At 45.5% G+C, this 18,691-nt stretch carries 33 protein-coding genes; 4 read left to right on the top strand and 29 right to left on the bottom strand.

All coding sequences use genetic code 11. The features are described from left to right. Window positions 1–64: 64 nt before the first annotated feature. Together R7O12_RS22790 and R7O12_RS22785 are read left to right on the top strand one after the other, a co-directional pair. On the top strand, window positions 65–685 hold the full coding sequence (locus tag R7O12_RS22790; protein ID WP_005383137.1) for an FKBP-type peptidyl-prolyl cis-trans isomerase: 621 nt from the start codon (window positions 65–67) through the stop codon (window positions 683–685). 153 nt (window positions 686–838) lie between these two features. Then, window positions 839–1,318 (top strand): DUF2780 domain-containing protein, encoded by a 480-nt coding sequence (locus R7O12_RS22785; protein ID WP_017820297.1) that lies wholly within the window; start codon window positions 839–841, stop codon window positions 1,316–1,318. 135 nt (window positions 1,319–1,453) lie between these two features. Here R7O12_RS22785 and rplQ read toward each other — a convergent pair whose 3' ends face one another. From rplQ to rpmE, 29 genes are all read right to left on the bottom strand, one after another. Then, complete coding sequence (gene rplQ / locus R7O12_RS22780) at window positions 1,454–1,834, bottom strand: 50S ribosomal protein L17 (protein ID WP_005383141.1); 381 nt, start codon at window positions 1,832–1,834, stop codon at window positions 1,454–1,456. A 26-nt stretch (window positions 1,835–1,860) separates the two neighbouring features. Continuing rightward, a complete protein-coding gene (locus R7O12_RS22775) occupies window positions 1,861–2,853 on the bottom strand; it encodes a DNA-directed RNA polymerase subunit alpha (protein WP_005383143.1) in 993 nt (330 codons plus the stop codon). A 24-nt stretch (window positions 2,854–2,877) separates the two neighbouring features. Further along, window positions 2,878–3,498, bottom strand: a complete 621-nt coding sequence (gene rpsD / locus R7O12_RS22770; protein ID WP_005383146.1) for a 30S ribosomal protein S4 — start codon at window positions 3,496–3,498, stop codon at window positions 2,878–2,880. Between the two features lie 27 nt (window positions 3,499–3,525). Continuing rightward, on the bottom strand, window positions 3,526–3,915 hold the full coding sequence (rpsK, locus tag R7O12_RS22765) for a 30S ribosomal protein S11 (RefSeq protein ID WP_001118870.1): 390 nt from the start codon (window positions 3,913–3,915) through the stop codon (window positions 3,526–3,528). An 18-nt stretch (window positions 3,916–3,933) separates the two neighbouring features. Then, entirely contained in the window at window positions 3,934–4,290 is a 357-nt protein-coding gene (gene rpsM, locus R7O12_RS22760) for a 30S ribosomal protein S13 (protein WP_005383154.1), read from the bottom strand. A 149-nt stretch (window positions 4,291–4,439) separates the two neighbouring features. Beyond that, window positions 4,440–4,553 carry a 50S ribosomal protein L36 gene (rpmJ, locus tag R7O12_RS22755; protein WP_000868186.1) on the bottom strand — a complete coding sequence of 38 codons (114 nt, stop codon included), beginning with the start codon at window positions 4,551–4,553 and terminating at the stop codon, window positions 4,440–4,442. Window positions 4,554–4,591: 38 nt separating this feature from the next. Beyond that, window positions 4,592–5,926, bottom strand: coding sequence for a preprotein translocase subunit SecY (gene secY / locus R7O12_RS22750; protein ID WP_005379562.1), 1,335 nt, complete (start codon window positions 5,924–5,926; stop codon window positions 4,592–4,594). Between the two features lie 20 nt (window positions 5,927–5,946). After that, window positions 5,947–6,381: a 50S ribosomal protein L15 gene (gene rplO, locus R7O12_RS22745; RefSeq protein WP_005383155.1), complete on the bottom strand. Its 435-nt coding sequence runs from the start codon at window positions 6,379–6,381 to the stop codon at window positions 5,947–5,949. A 5-nt stretch (window positions 6,382–6,386) separates the two neighbouring features. Next, window positions 6,387–6,563, bottom strand: coding sequence for a 50S ribosomal protein L30 (gene rpmD / locus R7O12_RS22740; protein ID WP_005379565.1), 177 nt, complete (start codon window positions 6,561–6,563; stop codon window positions 6,387–6,389). 7 nt (window positions 6,564–6,570) lie between these two features. Beyond that, window positions 6,571–7,074, bottom strand: a complete 504-nt coding sequence (gene rpsE, locus R7O12_RS22735) for a 30S ribosomal protein S5 (protein WP_004745894.1) — start codon at window positions 7,072–7,074, stop codon at window positions 6,571–6,573. A 14-nt stretch (window positions 7,075–7,088) separates the two neighbouring features. Then, window positions 7,089–7,442 carry a 50S ribosomal protein L18 gene (rplR, locus tag R7O12_RS22730; RefSeq protein WP_005379568.1) on the bottom strand — a complete coding sequence of 118 codons (354 nt, stop codon included), beginning with the start codon at window positions 7,440–7,442 and terminating at the stop codon, window positions 7,089–7,091. A 9-nt stretch (window positions 7,443–7,451) separates the two neighbouring features. Continuing rightward, the gene (rplF, locus tag R7O12_RS22725; RefSeq protein ID WP_005379570.1) at window positions 7,452–7,985 is read right to left on the bottom strand and encodes a 50S ribosomal protein L6; all 534 of its coding nucleotides are present in this window, start codon (window positions 7,983–7,985) and stop codon (window positions 7,452–7,454) included. 13 nt (window positions 7,986–7,998) lie between these two features. Beyond that, entirely contained in the window at window positions 7,999–8,391 is a 393-nt protein-coding gene (gene rpsH / locus R7O12_RS22720) for a 30S ribosomal protein S8 (RefSeq protein WP_005379572.1), read from the bottom strand. 29 nt (window positions 8,392–8,420) lie between these two features. After that, window positions 8,421–8,726 (bottom strand): 30S ribosomal protein S14, encoded by a 306-nt coding sequence (rpsN, locus tag R7O12_RS22715; RefSeq protein WP_004410442.1) that lies wholly within the window; start codon window positions 8,724–8,726, stop codon window positions 8,421–8,423. Between the two features lie 17 nt (window positions 8,727–8,743). After that, a complete protein-coding gene (gene rplE, locus R7O12_RS22710) occupies window positions 8,744–9,283 on the bottom strand; it encodes a 50S ribosomal protein L5 (RefSeq protein WP_005379573.1) in 540 nt (179 codons plus the stop codon). A 23-nt stretch (window positions 9,284–9,306) separates the two neighbouring features. Next, window positions 9,307–9,624 carry a 50S ribosomal protein L24 gene (rplX, locus tag R7O12_RS22705; protein ID WP_005379574.1) on the bottom strand — a complete coding sequence of 106 codons (318 nt, stop codon included), beginning with the start codon at window positions 9,622–9,624 and terminating at the stop codon, window positions 9,307–9,309. Window positions 9,625–9,637: 13 nt separating this feature from the next. Then, window positions 9,638–10,009, bottom strand: a complete 372-nt coding sequence (rplN, locus tag R7O12_RS22700) for a 50S ribosomal protein L14 (protein WP_004410450.1) — start codon at window positions 10,007–10,009, stop codon at window positions 9,638–9,640. A 162-nt stretch (window positions 10,010–10,171) separates the two neighbouring features. Further along, on the bottom strand, window positions 10,172–10,426 hold the full coding sequence (gene rpsQ / locus R7O12_RS22695; RefSeq protein ID WP_005379575.1) for a 30S ribosomal protein S17: 255 nt from the start codon (window positions 10,424–10,426) through the stop codon (window positions 10,172–10,174). Then, the gene (gene rpmC, locus R7O12_RS22690) at window positions 10,426–10,617 is read right to left on the bottom strand and encodes a 50S ribosomal protein L29 (RefSeq protein WP_005379576.1); all 192 of its coding nucleotides are present in this window, start codon (window positions 10,615–10,617) and stop codon (window positions 10,426–10,428) included. Before rpmC ends, rpsQ begins: the two co-directional genes overlap by 1 nt. Further along, window positions 10,617–11,027: a 50S ribosomal protein L16 gene (gene rplP, locus R7O12_RS22685; RefSeq protein WP_005379577.1), complete on the bottom strand. Its 411-nt coding sequence runs from the start codon at window positions 11,025–11,027 to the stop codon at window positions 10,617–10,619. The genes rpmC and rplP overlap by 1 nt, the downstream gene beginning before the upstream one ends. 11 nt (window positions 11,028–11,038) lie before the next feature. Further along, window positions 11,039–11,737 carry a 30S ribosomal protein S3 gene (gene rpsC, locus R7O12_RS22680; RefSeq protein WP_005383161.1) on the bottom strand — a complete coding sequence of 233 codons (699 nt, stop codon included), beginning with the start codon at window positions 11,735–11,737 and terminating at the stop codon, window positions 11,039–11,041. 18 nt (window positions 11,738–11,755) lie between these two features. Continuing rightward, window positions 11,756–12,088 (bottom strand): 50S ribosomal protein L22, encoded by a 333-nt coding sequence (rplV, locus tag R7O12_RS22675; RefSeq protein ID WP_005383164.1) that lies wholly within the window; start codon window positions 12,086–12,088, stop codon window positions 11,756–11,758. A gap of 10 nt (window positions 12,089–12,098) precedes the next feature. Continuing rightward, entirely contained in the window at window positions 12,099–12,377 is a 279-nt protein-coding gene (gene rpsS / locus R7O12_RS22670; protein ID WP_004394525.1) for a 30S ribosomal protein S19, read from the bottom strand. Between the two features lie 21 nt (window positions 12,378–12,398). After that, on the bottom strand, window positions 12,399–13,223 hold the full coding sequence (rplB, locus tag R7O12_RS22665) for a 50S ribosomal protein L2 (RefSeq protein ID WP_005383168.1): 825 nt from the start codon (window positions 13,221–13,223) through the stop codon (window positions 12,399–12,401). Between the two features lie 15 nt (window positions 13,224–13,238). After that, window positions 13,239–13,541: a 50S ribosomal protein L23 gene (rplW, locus tag R7O12_RS22660; protein WP_004398471.1), complete on the bottom strand. Its 303-nt coding sequence runs from the start codon at window positions 13,539–13,541 to the stop codon at window positions 13,239–13,241. Beyond that, window positions 13,538–14,140 (bottom strand): 50S ribosomal protein L4, encoded by a 603-nt coding sequence (gene rplD / locus R7O12_RS22655; protein ID WP_005379556.1) that lies wholly within the window; start codon window positions 14,138–14,140, stop codon window positions 13,538–13,540. Before rplD ends, rplW begins: the two co-directional genes overlap by 4 nt. Before the next feature lie 17 nt (window positions 14,141–14,157). Further along, window positions 14,158–14,787 (bottom strand): 50S ribosomal protein L3, encoded by a 630-nt coding sequence (gene rplC / locus R7O12_RS22650; protein WP_005379555.1) that lies wholly within the window; start codon window positions 14,785–14,787, stop codon window positions 14,158–14,160. A gap of 14 nt (window positions 14,788–14,801) precedes the next feature. Continuing rightward, window positions 14,802–15,113, bottom strand: coding sequence for a 30S ribosomal protein S10 (gene rpsJ / locus R7O12_RS22645; RefSeq protein WP_004410492.1), 312 nt, complete (start codon window positions 15,111–15,113; stop codon window positions 14,802–14,804). 455 nt (window positions 15,114–15,568) lie between these two features. Then, entirely contained in the window at window positions 15,569–15,790 is a 222-nt protein-coding gene (rpmE, locus tag R7O12_RS22640; protein WP_005379546.1) for a 50S ribosomal protein L31, read from the bottom strand. 295 nt (window positions 15,791–16,085) lie between these two features. Between rpmE and priA the strand changes: the two genes are divergently transcribed. Next, window positions 16,086–18,290: a primosomal protein N' gene (gene priA / locus R7O12_RS22635; protein WP_318075944.1), complete on the top strand. Its 2,205-nt coding sequence runs from the start codon at window positions 16,086–16,088 to the stop codon at window positions 18,288–18,290. 324 nt (window positions 18,291–18,614) lie between these two features. Further along, on the top strand, window positions 18,615–18,691 hold a 77-nt coding region (locus R7O12_RS22630), incomplete at its 3' end, for a LacI family DNA-binding transcriptional regulator (protein ID WP_318126417.1).

Raw genomic sequence — 18,691 nt, 5'->3', positions numbered from 1 at the left:
ATTTAAACCTAAGCTCGAAACTGATATCCTGTTACCTTTATCACTCCTAATAAGAGCGACATTCATGTCTGAAATTAAATTTGAAACTGCAGAACAAAAAGCAAGCTACGGCATTGGTCTGCAAATGGGTCAGCAACTTGCAGGCTCTGGTCTTGAAGGTCTTAGCGTTGATGCTATCGCAGCAGGTATTGCAACAGCACTAACTGGTGACATGCCATCAATCGAAATTGATGAAATCAACAAAGCACTACAAGAACTTCACACTCGTGCAGAAACAGCTCGCCAAGAAGCAGCAAAAATTGCGGCAGCAGAAGGCGAAGCGTTCCTAAAAGACAACGCTCTACGACCTGAAGTTAACGTTCTAGACTCTGGTCTTCAGTACGAAATCATTTCTGAAGGTACTGGTGCAGTTCCTACAGCAGAAAGCTCAGTTCGCGTTCACTACCACGGTGAGCTAACTGACGGTACTGTATTCGATAGCTCTGTATCTCGCGGTCAACCTGCTGAATTCCCTGTTACAGGTGTAATCAAAGGTTGGGTAGAGGCACTACAACTAATGCCTGTTGGCTCTAAGTGGAAGCTATACGTACCACAAGATCTTGCGTACGGTGAGCGTGGCGCTGGTGCGGCTATCCCTCCATTTGCAGCTTTAGTTTTCGAAGTAGAACTATTAGATATTATCTAATTGAAACCATTTTCAATTATGATTAAATAAAACGGCGCACTAGCGCCGTTTTTTTGTCTAAACTGAATAGACTTTCTCACCTCTGAACCTTTCACTCTGATAGCCTTTAAAAATAAAATCACTTTTAAAAAACGCTCAACCTTTGGAGGTACTATGCGTAAAACACTCCTAACTCTAGCACTCCTATCAATCAACATTGGTAGTGCGCACGCATTCTTAGATTCAGTCACTCAAAAAAGTAAAGAAAGTGGCCTGATGGACATGGTCGGCAGCAGCTTGAACACCGAGTCATCTCCATTAACAGACATGCTAACTAGCCAATTACCAGTATCCACTGAGCAAGCAGCCGGAGGCAGTGGTGCGCTACTTGCTTTGGCTCAAAGCCAGCTTTCGCAAGAAAATAGTAGTGAATTACAGTCTTTGATTCCTGGACTTTCAAACTTGCAAGGAGCACAAAGCTTACTAGGAAATATTGAGAATATCAGTGCAGTCAAAAGTGCATTCGATACGTTAGGTTTAGACCCATCTATGATCAGTCAGTTTGCTCCAGTCATCTTGGATTACTTGAACAAGCAAGGCGCTAGCGAAGGGCTTCTAAGTTCGTTGGGCGGGTTGTGGAATACTAGTAAATAAGCGTAAGTGATAATCACTTTTTAAATTGCCAGTCGGCATGGGTTGAAATAAATGCAGGCTGGATATAAAGGTTTACTGAATTACAGATACAAAAAAGCCGAGCTAATGCTCGGCTTTCTCGTTCTTACGAACTGATTACTCAGCAGCTTCTTCAGCAGCTGGGCGATCTACAAGCTCAATGTAAGCCATTGGAGCTTTATCACCAGCACGGAAGCCAGCTTTTAGGATACGAGTGTAACCGCCCTGACGAGCAGCAAAACGTGGACCTAGTTCGTTAAATAGTTTTGCAACTACTTCGTTGTCACGAGTACGTGCAAATGCTAGACGACGGTTAGCAACACTGTCAGTCTTAGCTAGTGTAATCAAAGGCTCAACTACGCGACGTAGCTCTTTTGCTTTTGGCAAAGTAGTCTTGATAACTTCATGACGTACTAGAGAGCTAGCCATGTTGCTGAACATCGCTTTGCGATGTGAGCTGTTGCGGTTGAGTTGACGACCACTCTTACGATGGCGCATGACCTAATCCTTCTAACTAGTATCGATTAATCTTCAGCGATTGATGCAGGTGGCCAGTTTTCTAGGCGCATGCCCAGAGACAAACCACGTGACGCAAGTACGTCTTTAATCTCAGTAAGAGACTTTTTACCAAGGTTAGGCGTTTTAAGTAGCTCAACCTCGGTACGTTGTACTAGATCACCGATGTAGTGAATCGCTTCTGCTTTCAGACAGTTAGCAGAGCGAACTGTTAGTTCAAGATCGTCTACAGGACGCAGTAGGATCGGATCGAATTCTGGCTTCTCTTCCTTCTCCTCAGGAACTCGTACATCACGAAGATCTACGAATGCATCCAATTGTTCAGCTAGGATTGTAGCTGCACGACGGATTGCTTCCTCAGGTTCTAGAGTACCGTTTGTTTCCATATCGATAACAAGCTTGTCTAGATCAGTACGCTGTTCTACACGAGCTGCTTCTACAGCGTAGGCAATTTTGTCTACTGGGCTGTAAGTAGCATCTACTAGTAGGCGACCGATAGGACGCTCGTCTTCTTCGTTATGGATACGCGCAGAAGCTGGAACATAACCACGACCACGTTCAACTTTGATACGCATTGCGATCTCAGCGTTGTCATCCGTTAGGTGACAAATTACGTGTTCAGGGTTAGCGATCTCTACATCACCATCATGGGTGATGTCACCTGCAACCACAGGGCCCGAGCCTGATTTGTTCAAAGTAATGAACACTTCATCTTTGCCTTCGGCAACGCGCACAGCCAAACCTTTAAGGTTTAGAAGAATTTCAAGAATATCTTCTTGAACGCCTTCTTTCGTGCTGTACTCATGAAGTACGCCTTCAATTTCTACTTCTGTTACAGCACAACCTGGCATAGAAGATAGAAGGATGCGGCGAAGTGCATTACCCAGAGTATGACCAAAGCCACGCTCTAATGGCTCAAGAGTTACTTTTGCGTGAGTCGAGCTGATTTGTTCGATGTCAACTAGACGTGGCTTAAGAAATTCTGTTACAGAACCCTGCATTGTGTCCTCTCTTTAGTTTAAACCTTACTTAGAGTAAAGCTCGACGATCAATTGTTCGTTGATGTCAGCTGATAGATCAGAACGCTCAGGCATACGCTTGAATGTACCTTCCATCTTGCCACCATCTACTTCAATCCAAGTTGGTTTTTCACGTTGTTCAGCAACTTCTAGAGCTGCTTTGATACGAGCTTGCTGTTTAGCTTTCTCGCGAATAGAAACAACGTCATTAGCCGCTACTTTGAAAGAAGGAACGTTTACAACTTTACCGTTTACTAGGATAGCTTTGTGGCTAACTAGCTGACGTGCTTCTGCGCGAGTTGCGCCAAAGCCCATGCGGTAAACTACGTTATCAAGACGACCTTCAAGAAGCTGAAGTAGGTTTTCACCAGTGTTGCCTTTTAGGCGAGCAGCTTCTTTGTAGTAGTTACGGAATTGTTTTTCTAGAACGCCGTACATACGACGTACTTTTTGCTTCTCACGAAGCTGAACGCCATACTCAGATAGACGACCGCGACGAGCGCCGTGTACACCTGGTGCGTTATCAATTTTACACTTGGTATCGATCGCGCGAACACCAGACTTAAGGAATAAGTCAGTGCCTTCACGACGGCTAAGCTTCAGCTTAGGACCCAAATATCTTGCCATGATTCTTCTCCAATTGTCCTAGAAACGTTATACGCGACGTTTCTTAGGTGGACGACAACCGTTATGAGGGATTGGTGTAGCATCAACGATGTTTGTGATGCGGAAACCAGCGGCGTTTAGTGCACGAACAGTAGATTCGCGACCTGGACCAGGACCCTTAACCATAACTTCCAAGTTCTTTAGGCCGTATTCTTTAGCCATTTCAGCACAACGCTCAGCAGCAACCTGTGCAGCGAACGGAGTAGACTTACGAGAACCACGGAAACCAGAACCACCTGCAGTAGCCCATGCAAGAGCGTTACCTTGACGGTCAGTAATGGTTACGATTGTGTTATTGAAAGAAGCATGGATGTGCGCAACGCCATCTGCAACTTGCTTGCGTACGCGCTTACGAGCGCGAGTTGGTTGTTTAGCCATTGTACTCTACCTTCCCGATTATTTCTTGATCGGCTTACGCGGACCCTTACGGGTGCGAGCGTTGGTTTTAGTACGCTGTCCACGTAGTGGTAGACTGCGACGATGACGAAGACCACGGTAACAGCCAAGGTCCATAAGACGCTTGATGTTCATAGATACTTCACGACGTAGATCACCTTCTACAGTGTACTTAGCTACACCATCACGCAGTTGATCGATCTGCTCTTCAGTTAGTTCACTGATCTTAACATTTTCAGCAATACCCACTTCAGCTAGGATAGCTTGAGAGCGAGTTTTACCGATGCCGTAGATCGCTGTTAGAGCGATTACTGCATGTTTCTGATCAGGAATGTTAATGCCTGCTATACGGGCCATTATTCACTCCTAAGTGTTTCTATAAAAGAATTAGCCGCAGCAAAGCCCGTTATGGATACGCTGCGGAATACTACTTCTTTTGCACGCAAAAGGTAGGCCGAGGAATATACTCGACCCAACCTTCATTTTCAAGTAAAAATTTCTGCTAATTAGCCTTGGCGCTGTTTGTGCTTTGGCTCACTGCAAATCACGCGAACGACACCGTTACGCTTGATTACTTTACAGTTACGGCAGATTTTTTTAACGGAAGCACGAACTTTCATTGCTAAACTCCGTAAATGAAACTGAGTCTACCGCCGGATTAACGGCCGTAGCCTTTCAGATTCGCTTTCTTCAACACAGAATCATACTGTTGAGACATCAGATGAGTCTGTACCTGTGCCATAAAGTCCATAATTACAACAACTACGATTAGTAGCGATGTACCGCCGAAGTAGAAACGTACGTTCCACGCGACCATCATGAACTCGGGAATCAGACAGATAAAGGTAATGTACAGTGCACCAGCAAGGGTTAAACGTGTCATTACTTTATCAATGTATTTCGCTGTCTGCTCACCTGGGCGGATACCGGGTACGAATGCACCAGACTTCTTCAAGTTATCTGCTGTTTCACGCGGGTTGAAAACCAACGCCGTGTAGAAGAAACAGAAGAAGATAATTGCTGCTGCATAAAGCATTACATACAACGGTTGACCTGGGCTAAGAGCCAAAGACACGTCAGTTAACCAACCGAACGCGCTGCTCTCACCGTTTTGACCAAACCACTGAGCCAATGTTCCTGGGAACAAGATAATACTTGATGCAAAAATCGCTGGAATTACACCTGCCATGTTAATTTTAAGAGGCAAGTGCGAGCTTTGCGCAGCAAATACTTTACGACCTTGTTGACGTTTCGCATAGTTAACGACGATTCGGCGCTGACCACGTTCCATGAAAACAACGAAGTAAATTACTGCAAAAGCTAATACCGCGATTAGCAACAGAAGAAGTACATGCAATTCACCTTGACGCGCTTGCTCGATTGTTTGACCGATTGCAGAAGGCAATCCAGCAACAATACCTGCAAAAATCAGTATCGAAATACCGTTACCAATTCCGCGCTCTGTAATTTGTTCACCTAACCACATCAAGAACATGGTACCGGTTACTAAACTTACGGTAGCAATTAGCGTAAACATGGTTTGGTTGATAACAACCAGATTGTCGACCATGTTTGGTAGGCCAGTTGCAATACCTATAGCTTGGAAGGTTGCAAGTACAAGCGTGCCGTAGCGTGTGTATTGGCTTATCTTACGACGGCCTGCTTCACCCTCTTTTTTGAGTTCAGCTAACGCTGGATGAACTACAGTTAGCAATTGGACAACAATAGATGCCGAAATATACGGCATGATGCCCAATGCTAATATAGATGCACGCTCAAGAGCACCACCGGAGAACATGTTAAACATTTCAACGATGGTACCTTTTTGCTGTTCGAACAAATCGGCAAGTACAGCAGCGTCAATACCAGGAATCGGCACAAAAGAGCCGGCTCGGAATACTAAAAGTGCACCAATTACGAATAACAAGCGCGACTTTAGTTCACTTAAGCCGCTCTGAGCACTACGAAAATCTTGTCCTGGTTTCTTAGCCATCTGTACCTCGTTCCTCGAGATTATTCCTCGATTTTACCGCCTGCAGCTTCGATTGCAGCTTTAGCGCCTTTAGTCACACGTAGACCTTTAACAGTCACTGCTTTATTGATTTCACCAGAAAGAACAACTTTTACAAATTCGATGTTCTTAGTGATGATGTTAGCAGCTTTAAGACTGTTTAGATCAACTACGTCACCAGAAACTTTCGCTAGCTCAGCTAGACGAACTTCAGCAGACACTAGGCTCTTACGAGAAGTGAAACCGAATTTTGGTAGACGTTGTTTCAGAGGCATCTGACCGCCTTCGAAACCTGGACGAACACTGCCGCCAGAACGTGATTTTTGACCTTTGTGACCACGGCCACCAGTTTTACCTAGGCCTGAACCGATACCACGACCTACTCGCTTCGCAGAAGTTTTCGCGCCAGCAGCCGGTGCTAGAGTATTCAAACGCATTCTGATTACTCCTCAACTTTAACCATGTAGTAAACCTTGTTGATCATACCGCGAATACACGGAGTATCTTCAAGTTCTACTGTGTGGTTGATTTTACGAAGACCTAGACCGCGCAAAGTAGCTTTGTGCTTTGGCAGACGACCAATTGAGCTTTTAGTTTGAGTTACTTTAATAGTTGCCATGGTGTTCTTACTCCGAAATAGATTCAACAGTTAGACCACGTTTAGCAGCAACCATTTCTGGTGACTTCATGCTACCTAGTGCATCGATCGTTGCACGAACGATGTTGATAGGGTTCGTAGAACCGTACGCTTTAGATAGTACGTTGTGTACACCAGCAACTTCTAGTACTGCACGCATCGCACCACCTGCGATAACACCAGTACCTTCTGCAGCAGGCTGCATGTAAACTTTAGAGCCCGAATGGCGACCTTTCACTGGGTGGTGAAGAGTGCCTTCGTTTAGAGCGATCGTAGTCATGTTACGACGCGCTTTTTCCATTGCTTTTTGAATCGCTGCAGGTACTTCACGAGCTTTGCCGTAACCGAAACCTACACGACCGTTACCGTCACCAACTACTGTTAGTGCAGTGAAGCTCATGATTCGACCACCTTTAACCGTTTTAGAAACACGGTTAACTGCGATTAGCTTTTCTTGCAAATCATTCGCTTGAACTTGTTGTTCTTTAGCCATCTTCCAACCCTACCTTAGAATTTCAGACCAGCTTCGCGAGCAGATTCTGCTAGCGCCGCTACTCGACCGTGGTATTGGAAACCAGAACGATCAAATGCAACTGCAGTTACGCCCTTCTCTAGAGCGCGCTCAGCAATAGCTTTACCCACTGCTTTAGCTGCATCAACGTTACCAGTGTATTTCACTTGCTCACGGATCGCTTTTTCTACAGTAGAAGCTGCTGCGATAACCTCAGAGCCGTTAGCCGCGATAACCTGTGCGTACACGTGACGAGGAGTACGGTGTACAACTAGGCGAGTCGCACCCAGTTCTGCAATCTTACGACGTGCACGTGTAGCACGACGGATGCGAGATGCTTTCTTATCCATAGTGTTACCTTACTTCTTCTTAGCTTCTTTAGTACGCACATTTTCATCTGCGTAACGAACACCTTTGCCTTTGTATGGCTCAGGCTCACGGTAAGAACGAATGTCAGCCGCAACTTGACCAACTAGTTGCTTGTCAGCACCAGTGATCACGATTTCAGTTTGGCTTGGACATTCAGCTTTAATACCCGCTGGCAACTCGTGCTCAACTGGGTGTGAGAAGCCTAGTGTTAGACCTACAGCGTTGCCTTTGATAGCAGCACGGTAACCTACACCTTTAAGAGTTAGCTTCTTAGTAAAGCCTTCAGTAACACCAACAACCATGTTGTTAACTAGAGCGCGAGCAGTACCTGCTTGAGCCCATGCGTTAGCAACACCTTCTTTAGGACCGAAAGTCAGGTTATTTTCTTCCTGAGCGATTACAACTGCGTTGTTAAGAACGCGAGTTAGTTCGCCTTTCGCACCTTTTACAGTGATTTCTTGGCCGTTTAGTTTCACCTCTACGCCAGCTGGAATAGCGACAGGTGCTTTTGCAACACGAGACATAGTCTACTCCTTATTAAGCTACGTAAGCGATGATTTCACCACCAAGACCTGCTTTACGTGCAGCGCGGTCTGACATAAGACCCTTGGAAGTAGAAACGATAGCAATACCAAGACCACCCATTACAGAAGGAAGTTCATCTTTCTTCTTGTAAACACGTAGACCTGGACGAGAAACACGTTTAAGTTGCTCGATTACTGGTTTAGCTTGGAAGTACTTAAGTGTAACTTCTAGCTCAGGTTTTGCTTCGCCTTCAACAGCGAAGTCAACGATGTAACCTTCAGCTTTTAGTAGTGCAGCAATTGCAACTTTAAGCTTTGAAGAAGGCATTTTTACAGCAACTTTGTTTGCTGCCTGACCGTTACGAACGCGGGTCAGCATATCCGAAATCGGATCTTGCATGCTCATATGATTTACTCCAAATGATTAAGTGGCAATTACCAGCTAGCCTTACGAAGACCCGGAATCTCGCCTTTCATGCAAGCTTCACGAACCTTAATACGGCTTAGACCGAACTTACGTAGGTAACCGTGTGGACGACCAGTTTGGTTGCAACGGTTGCGCTGACGTGATGCACTTGAATCACGTGGAAGAGATTGCAGTGTAAGAACCGCGTTCCAACGATCTTCTTCAGATGCGTTTACATCGCTGATGATAGCTTTTAGCGCTGCACGCTTTTCAGCGAACTTAGCTACTAGCTTCGCACGTTTTGCTTCACGTGCTTTCATTGAATTTTTAGCCATAACAGTAACCCTTCACCTTACTTACGGAATGGGAAGTTAAAGGCAGCCAGCAGAGCACGGCCTTCCTCATCAGTACCAGCAGACGTCGTAATAGTGATGTCTAGACCGCGTACTCGATCAACTTTATCAAAGTCGATTTCCGGGAAGATGATTTGCTCGCGAACGCCCATGCTGTAGTTACCGCGACCGTCAAAAGACTTAGCGCTAACACCACGGAAGTCACGTACACGTGGAAGAGCGATGTTAATTAAACGCTCAAGAAAATCCCACATACGTTCGCCACGCAAGGTTACTTTACAACCGATAGGGTAGCCTTCACGGATTTTGAAACCTGCAACAGATTTGCGCGCTTTTGTGATAAGTGGCTTTTGACCAGAGATCGTTGCCATATCAGACGCTGCATTTTCTAGCAGTTTCTTATCGTTGATTGCTTCACCAACACCCATGTTTAGGGTGATTTTCTCGATTCTAGGGACTTGCATGACGCTTGTGTAACCGAACTGTTTGGTCAGTTCAGCGACTACAGACGACTTGTAGTAATCATGCAGTTTCGCCATAGTAGAACTCCAAATTACTTCTATTAGTTAGAAACGGTTTCGCCGTTAGACTTGAAGAAACGAACTTTTTTGCCGTCTTCAAAACGGAAACCGATACGGTCAGCTTTACCAGTAGCTGCGTTAAAGATAGCCACGTTAGAAACGTCGATAGCTGCTTCTTGCTCTACGATACCGCCTTGGATACCCATAGCTGGAACAGGTTTCTGATGTTTCTTAACTAGGTTGATACCTTCAACGATAACTTTACCAGTTGCTAGAACCTTAGTTACTTTACCTTTCTTGCCTTTGTCTTTACCAGCAAGAACGATTACTTCGTCATTACGACGGATTTTAGCTGCCATTTCTACGTGCTCCTTACAGAACTTCTGGAGCCAGTGAAACGATCTTCATGAACTTATCGCCACGAAGTTCGCGTGTCACAGGACCAAAGATACGTGTACCGATTGGTTGCTCAGTATTGTCGTTTAGCAATACGCAAGCATTTCGGTCGAAGCGAATGACAGAACCGTCAGGACGACGTACGCCTTTACGGGTGCGCACTACCACCGCCTTCAGAACATCACCTTTTTTAACTTTACCGCGAGGGATTGCTTCCTTCACAGTAACTTTGATGACGTCACCGATATGTGCATAACGGCGGTGAGAGCCACCCAGAACCTTAATACACATTACGCTGCGTGCGCCTGAGTTATCAGCTGCGTCCAGCATACTTTGCATTTGGATCATGTTAGTGCTCCGCTAAATATTAATAACTAGACCCATCACGGGTCGGGCTGCCTCTTTAAAAGGGACGCGAATTGTACCACCCTTTTTTGTGATTGGGTAGTCAAAAAATAAACGGCTCCAAAAATATTTTGGAGCCGCTTTAGTTTCATAGAATTAACGAGATTAAATCTTCGCCTTTTCTAGAACTTTTACCAAAGTCCAAGACTTAGTCTTAGACAGTGGACGACACTCTGCGATTTCAACTGTGTCGCCTAGGCCACACTCGTTGTTCTCGTCATGTGCGTGTACTTTAGTCGTACGTTTTACGTATTTACCGTAGATTGGGTGTTTTACGAAACGTTCGATAGCAACAGTGATAGACTTGTCCATCTTGTCGCTAACAACACGACCTTGTTGAGTACGTTTTACTTCGCTCATTATGCGCCTGCCTTCTCAGTCAAAACAGTTTTCACACGTGCGATATCACGGCGTACAGCTTTCAGAGTATGAGTTTGCTGTAGTTGACCAGTCGCAGCTTGCATGCGCAAGTTGAACTGTTCACGTAGCAAATTCATTAGCTCAGCGTTAAGCTCTTCAACGCTTTTCTCGCGTAGATCTTGTGCTTTCATCACATCACCTGCTTAGTTACAAATGTAGTTTTGAAAGGCAGTTTACGTGCCGCAAGACGGAACGCTTCACGTGCCAATTCTTCAGGTACACCACCCATTTCGTACATAACCTTACCAGGTTGGATTTGGGCTACCCAGTACTCAACGTTACCTTTACCCTTACCTTGACGAACTTCAAGTGGTTTTTCTGTGATTGGTTTGTCTGGGAACACACGGATCCAGATTTTACCTTGACGCTTAACGTGACGTGTCATTGCACGACGTGCCGCTTCGATTTGACGAGCAGTTAGACGACCACGGCCAACAGCTTTAAGACCGAATTCGCCGAAGCTTACATCAGTACCTTTAGCTAGACCACGGTTACGACCAGTCTGAACCTTACGGAACTTAGTACGTTTAGGTTGTAGCATCTGTCGACTCCTTACTTACGGCCTTTACGCTGCTTCTTAGGCTTGTCGCCTTTAGGCTCTACAGCGTTAGCTGCTGGCATACCACCTAGGATTTCACCTTTGAAGATCCAAGTTTTAATGCCGATCACACCGTATTGAGTGTGAGCCGAAGAAGTTGCGTAATCAATGTCAGCACGTAGAGTGTGTAGAGGCACACGGCCTTCACGGTACCACTCTGAACGTGCGATTTCAGCGCCGCCTAGACGACCGCTTACTTCCACTTTGATACCTTTAGCGCCTAGGCGCATTGCGTTTTGTACTGCGCGCTTCATAGCACGACGGAACATAACACGACGCTCTAGCTGAGACGCGATGCTGTCACCAACAAGTTGCGCATCTAGTTCAGGCTTACGTACTTCAGCGATGTTAATTTGCGCTGGTACACCTGCAATTTTAGCTACAGCTGCGCGTAGCTTCTCAACGTCTTCACCTTTCTTACCGATAACAACGCCTGGACGAGCAGTGTGAATAGTCACACGGATGCTCTTAGCAGGACGCTCGATAACGATACGTGATAGAGACGCTTTTTTCAGTTCACTTGTAAGGAACTGACGTACCTTGAAGTCGCCGTCTAGGTTGTCAGCGAAATCTTTGGTGTTAGCAAACCATGTAGCATTCCAAGGCTTAACGATGCCTAGACGAATACCATTTGGATGTACTTTTTGACCCATTGCTTACTCTCCTAGTCTCTAGCGATCTGCTACAACAACAGTGATGTGGCTTGAACGCTTCAAGATACGATCCGCACGACCTTTAGCACGAGGCATAATACGCTTCATGGTTGGGCCTTCATCTACAAAGATTTTTGCGACATTCAGATCGTCAATATCTGCACCTTCGTTGTGCTCCGCGTTAGCGATAGCAGACTCTAGAACTTTCTTAACTAGTGCAGCAGCTTTTTTGTTGCTGAACGTTAGGATTTCTAGAGCTTGGTCAACAGATTTACCACGGATTAGATCCGCAACTAAGCGAGCTTTCTGAGGCGAAATGCGAGCAAAGTTATGTTTAGCAATTGCTTCCATTATCTACTCCTTAGCGCTTCTTAGCTTTCTTATCCGCAGCGTGACCGCGGTAAGTGCGTGTTGGTGCGAATTCACCCAGTTTGTGACCGATCATTTCATCAGTTACAAATACTGGTACGTGCTGACGACCATTATGGACAGCGATGGTCAAACCGATCATCGTAGGGATGATCATTGAACGACGGGACCAAGTCTTAATAGGCTTTTTGTCTCCGCTTTCCACCGCTTTCTCTACCTTCTTCAGCAAGTGTAGGTCAATAAAAGGACCTTTCTTGAGAGAACGTGGCATGGCGATTCCTCTTTATATAGATTACTTGTTACGACGACGTACGATGTACTTGTCAGTGCGTTTGTTCTTACGAGTCTTGAAGCCTTTAGTAGGCATACCCCAAGGAGATACTGGGTGACGACCACCAGAAGTACGGCCTTCACCACCACCATGTGGGTGGTCAATCGGGTTCATTACAACACCACGAACCGTTGGACGGATACCGCGATGACGTGATGCACCTGCTTTACCAAGTTCACGTAGCATGTGCTCAGAGTTACCAACTTCACCGATTGTTGCACGGCCTTCAGAAAGAACTTTGCGCATCTCGCCAGAACGTAGACGGATAGTTACGTACGCACCGTCGCGAGCAACGATTTGAGCGTAAGCACCAGCCGAACGAGCTAGCTGACCACCTTTACCAGGCTTAAGTTCAACGTTATGTACTGTTGAACCTACTGGGATATTACGCATTGGTAGAGTGTTACCAGCTTTGATTGGTGCATCAACACCAGACTGAATAACATCACCAGCTACAACACCTTTAGGTGCTAGGATGTAGCGACGCTCACCGTCTTTGTAAAGAACTAGAGCAATGTTTGCGCTACGGTTTGGATCGTATTCAAGACGCTCAACTGTCGCTGGAATACCATCTTTAGTACGTTTGAAGTCAACTACACGGTAGTGGTGCTTGTGACCACCGCCGATGTGACGTACTGTGATACGACCCTTGTTGTTACGACCACCGTTCTTAGAGTTTTTCTCTAGAAGAGGTGCGTATGGCTTGCCCTTGTGTAGGTCAGCGTTAACAACTTTAACAACGTGACGACGACCAGGGGAAGTCGGCTTACATTTAACAATAGCCATTTTTAACTACTCCTGTTATTCCGCGCCGCCAACGAAGTCAAGATCTTGACCTTCTTTCAAAGTAACGTACGCTTTCTTAACGTCGCTGCGGCGACCTTGGCGTAGACCTTGACGTTTGGTCTTACCCTTAGTGATAAGAGTATTTACAGACTTAACTTCAACTTCAAATAGCTTTTCTACAGCTGCTTTGATCTCTTTTTTAGTCGCATCTTTAGCTACTTTGAAAACGATAGTGTTCGCTTTCTCAGCTGCCATAGTTGCTTTTTCAGAGATGTGCGGTGCACGTAGAACTTTTAGGATACGCTCTTCAGTGATCATGCTAGCATTTCCTCTACTTGCTTAACTGCTTCTGCAGTCATTACAACTTTGTCAAACGCGATTAGAGATACTGGATCGATACCAGCAACATCACGTGCGTCAACTTTGTATAGGTTACGAGCAGCTAGGAATAGATTCTCATCTACTTCGCTAGTCACGATTAGAGCGTCAGTTAGCTCAAGCTCTTTAAGCTTAGCAACTAGCTCTTTAGTCTTTGGTGCTTCAACTGAGAAGTTATCAACAACGATTAGACGCTCTTGACGAACAAGCTCAGAAAGAATGCTCTTCATAGCACCACGGTACATTTTTTTGTTTACTTTTTGGCTGTGATCTTGTGGTTTCGCAGCAAAAGTAACACCACCTGTACGCCAGATTGGGCTACGGATTGTACCAGCACGCGCACGGCCAGTACCTTTTTGACGCCATGGCTTAGCGCCACCGCCAGAAACTTCTGAACGTGTTTTTTGAGCACGAGTACCTTGACGAGCACCTGCTGCGTACGCAACAACTACTTGGTGTACAAGAGCTTCGTTAAACTCACGTCCGAAAGTAGTTTCGGAAACAGTTAGTGCATCGGCACCTTTAACCATTAGTTCCATTACTTACTCCTGAGACGTTATGCTTTAACAGCTGGTTTAACGATCACGTTGCCGCCAGTTGCGCCTGGGACTGCACCTTTAATAAGAAGCAGGTTGCGCTCAGCGTCAACACGTACGATCTCTAGGTTTTGAGTCGTTACACGCTCAGCACCCATGTGACCTGCCATTTTCTTGCCTTTAAATACGCGACCTGGAGTCTGACATTGACCGATAGAACCAGGAGCACGGTGAGACAATGAGTTACCGTGAGTCATATCTTGAGTACGGAAGTTCCAACGCTTAACAGCGCCTTGGAAACCTTTACCCTTAGATGTACCAGTAACGTCTACTTTCTTAGTTTCGTTGAATAGTTCAACAGTTAGTTCTGAACCAACTTCGAACTCTTCGCCGTTTTCTAAACGGAATTCCCAAAGACCGCGACCAGCTTCAACGCCAGCTTTAGCAAAGTGACCTGCTTCAGCTTTGTTTACACGGTTAGCTTTCTTAGAACCAGCTGTAACCTGGATTGCTGCGTAGCCGTCAGTTTCAAGAGTTTTCACTTGAGAAACACGGTTAGCTTCAACCTCAACAACTGTTACTGGGATAGAAACGCCTTCTTCAGTAAATACGCGGGTCATGCCCACTTTACGACCGATTAGACCAATCATACTTCTAATCTCCCTTAACCTAGGCTAATTTGAACGTCAACGCCCGCAGCAAGGTCTAGACGCATTAGAGCATCAACAGTCTTGTCTGTTGGCTCAACGATGTCGATTAGACGCTTGTGAGTACGGATTTCGTACTGGTCACGTGCTTTCTTGTTAACGTGTGGAGAGATAAGAACTGTGAAACGCTCTTTACGAGTTGGCAGTGGGATTGGACCACGAACCTGTGCGCCAGTGCGCTTAGCTGTTTCAACGATTTCCGCTGTAGAAGCATCGATTAGTTTGTAATCGAAAGCTTTTAGGCGGATACGGATACGTTGGTTCTGCATGAGACAGAGCTCCAAATTTAATAAATTACACAAACAATATCGCCACTCAAACTCGTCAAGACGAGAGAATGCCGATTGATTTATGTGAAACCGTAGCATCCAAGATTAGGACGCATTGTCAGTTAATTTTCGATTAACTATCCCTATATGCCAAAGTCACCTTTGAGGATAGTTTTTCCGAAGAAAAGATAGCTAATTGTATTAACCGCGAACATAAGCTGAGTATACATTACCTCGCAAATCCTTAGATTTGCTCGCTCCTCACTGCTCATTGGTTCACAACTGGCTTAACCAGTGCGCTGCATTATACAGATCACACTTTAGGTTGCAAGCGCTGCGTGAAAAATAATCGGGAATATTCCAAACCCCATACATTCCTCTTCGCTTGGTAGCCATTAAACAAAAAGGACGCCGAAGCGTCCTTTTCTAAACTGTAATCGTAATAGCGGCTGCTATTATTTCTTACCGCTTGATAGTGCACCGAAACGCTTGTTGAAGCGATCAACACGGCCGCCTGTATCAACGATACGTTGCTTACCAGTGTAGAATGGGTGACACTTGTCACATACGTCTAGGTGGATAGACTCTTTACCTAGAGTAGAGTTGAACTCAAAAGAGTTGCCGCAAGAACAAGTCGCTTTTACTGCTTTGTATTCTGGGTGGATACCAGCTTTCATGGGATAACCTCAATAGTAGGCCGTGTCGCTATACGAATCTAAGCCGCACACCACACGCAATTAATAATAAAATGGGATACCGCATCAACTAATTGCCGAAGCCATATCTCAAGGCGCGATATAGTAAAGAATCACATTGTTCGGATCAACACATTTGGCAACTTTTTCGCCACTTTTTTAGCCAGACTAATCATAGAGGCACGATTCACGCTGAATCACATAGCTTTACTCGAATTTCCATACCGATTTTAATAGACTCTCATTTCCTTTCCCTCTTTTTAATAGCTAAGAATTTATGCGTCCAACCATTGCTAGAGTGGCATTACCCGTTCCGCTCGACAAACAATTTGATTACGCCATTCCGGGGCACCTGTTTCCGATCATTGGTGGACGCGTTTCCGTGCCTTTTGGACGCCAAACCTTAGTCGGCATCGTCACCGCAATGGTTAATCACTCGGACTTTCCCAAAGATCAACTCAAGCCAATCAAAGCAGTTCTTGATTCTCAGCCGATATGGTCTGAAAAGCTTTATTCGTTGCTGACTTGGTGCAGCCAGTTCTACCAATACCCACTTGGAGATACGCTACACAATGCGATGCCAGCAGCTCTACGTAAAGGAAAGCCTGCAGATTTTGCGACGCTACAAGAGTGGCAAATTACCGAATCCGGTAAAGACAAGCTGATGCAAGGGCTTGATCGTCGAGCGGTCAAACAACAGAAGGTCTTGCAAATGTTGGTTAACGGCGCTTTGCCTCACCAGGAATTTGTCGACCAAGAGATAGCCTCAACAGTACTAAAGTCTTTAGAAGAGAAAGGCTGGATTGAACGTATCGAGAAGAAGCCTGTAATCACCCAGTGGGGACAGCACGTTGAATGCGACGTCGAGAAGCCAAAGCTCAACCACGAACAAGCGCTGGCTATTGCAAGTGTAAATAGCCAAACAGGCTTTGCTTGCTATTTATTAGAGGGAGTAACTGGCTCTGGTAAAACCGAAGTTTACTTAAACCTTATCAAGCCAGTTTTAGAGCAAGGGAAACAAGCCTTGGTTTTAGTACCAGAGATTGGCTTAACGCCCCAAACCATCAACCGCTTTAAACGCCGTTTTAATGTGCCAGTTGACGTCATCCACTCCGGGTTAAACGAGACGGAGCGTCTGAATGCGTGGCTTTCTGCACGCGACAAAGCGGCCGGAATCATTATCGGCACACGCTCTGCCCTACTCGCGCCTTTTGCTGATCTCGGGATTATCATTGTGGACGAGGAACATGACACCTCTTACAAACAGCAAGATAGCTTGCGTTATCATGCACGCGATGTTGCTGTAATGCGCGCTCATAAAGAACAAGTTCCGATTGTTCTGGGCTCAGCCACACCTGCACTGGAGACATTGCACAATGCCTTGTCAGGCAAATATCACCATTTAACACTAACCCAACGAGCTGGCTCTGCCGTGCCAACCACTAATAAAGTGTTAGATGTAAAAGGTCAGTATTTAGAAAGTGGCTTATCTGCCCAACTGATTGCCGAGATGCGCAAGCATTTAAAAGCGGGCAATCAAGTAATGTTGTTTCTTAACCGCCGAGGCTTTTCGCCCGCTTTGATGTGCCATGAATGCGGTTGGATTGCAGAATGTAAACGTTGTGATGCGTACTATACGTTCCACCATTACAGCAACGAAATACGCTGCCATCACTGCGGCTCACAACAACCGGTGATTCATCAATGTCAGGGGTGTGGTTCAACTCAACTGGTTACCGTCGGCGTAGGAACGGAACAACTCGAACAACAATTGGCTCAGTTATTTCCAGAATACAACGCCATTCGCATCGACAGAGACAGCACACGTCGCAAAGGTAGTTTGGAAGATGCCCTTGAATCGATTCGTAAAGGTGAACATCAAATTCTGATTGGCACCCAAATGCTGGCTAAGGGGCACCATTTTCCAAATGTAACACTCGTTGCTCTTTTGGATGTTGATGGCTCTCTCTATAGTAGTGACTTCCGCGCTTCCGAGCGACTAGCGCAGTTGTTTATTCAGGTCGCAGGTCGTGCCGGCCGCGCAAGTAAACCTGGCGAGGTTATCCTACAAACCCACCATCCTGAGCACAGCTTGCTGCAGGCCCTGCTTCAAAAAGACTATCGCCACTTTGCTATGACTGCTCTGGAAGAACGCAAACTGGCTCAGCTTCCGCCTTATAGTTTCTTGACTCTGTATAAAGCAGAGGCGAACCAAAGTGAGATAGTTGAAGACTTCCTGCGTCAGGTTCGCTTTACGTTAGAGTCACACCCTCTGTTCGATGATTCCTGCATGGTGTTAGGCCCTACTCCTTCACCTTTGGCTAAGCGGGCTGGTAAATACCGCTGGCAACTATTACTGCAAACTCAGCATCGTTCATTGATGCAAAAGTTATTAACCAGTGCCAAACCTGCTATTGAGTTGTTGCCAAATGCTAAGAAAGTACGCTGGAATTTAGACATAGAACCACAAGATCTCAGCTAGCAAACGTTTAACTATGTAATGAATTACCATTTAATGTGACCAGAATCACACCAAGATTACAATTTTTGTTAAACAGACCGTAACTTTCACTTTAGAAATGAATAGACTATCCAAATTAGAAAAGTCTAAAGTGACTTGTTTGCACAGGCTTAGATTAAAACAATGACTATTCCCACAAATTGATATCGCGGTGAAGAATCCATTTTCCCACTCGTTAACACGAACTGAGCGAAGAGCAAATACAGCTCTCACTCGGTTTGATTACCCTGATTTCAAACCGGAATAACGTCATCTTGGCAAAAAATAAATGAGAGGTTAAAAACTATGGCGACAATGAAGGATGTTGCCCAGCTTGCGGGAGTGTCTACGGCTACGGTATCTCGAGCCTTAATGAATCCAGA

This window comes from Vibrio sp. Vb1574 (genome assembly GCF_033338675.1).
This window is presented reverse-complemented; position numbering and strand designations above follow the sequence as displayed.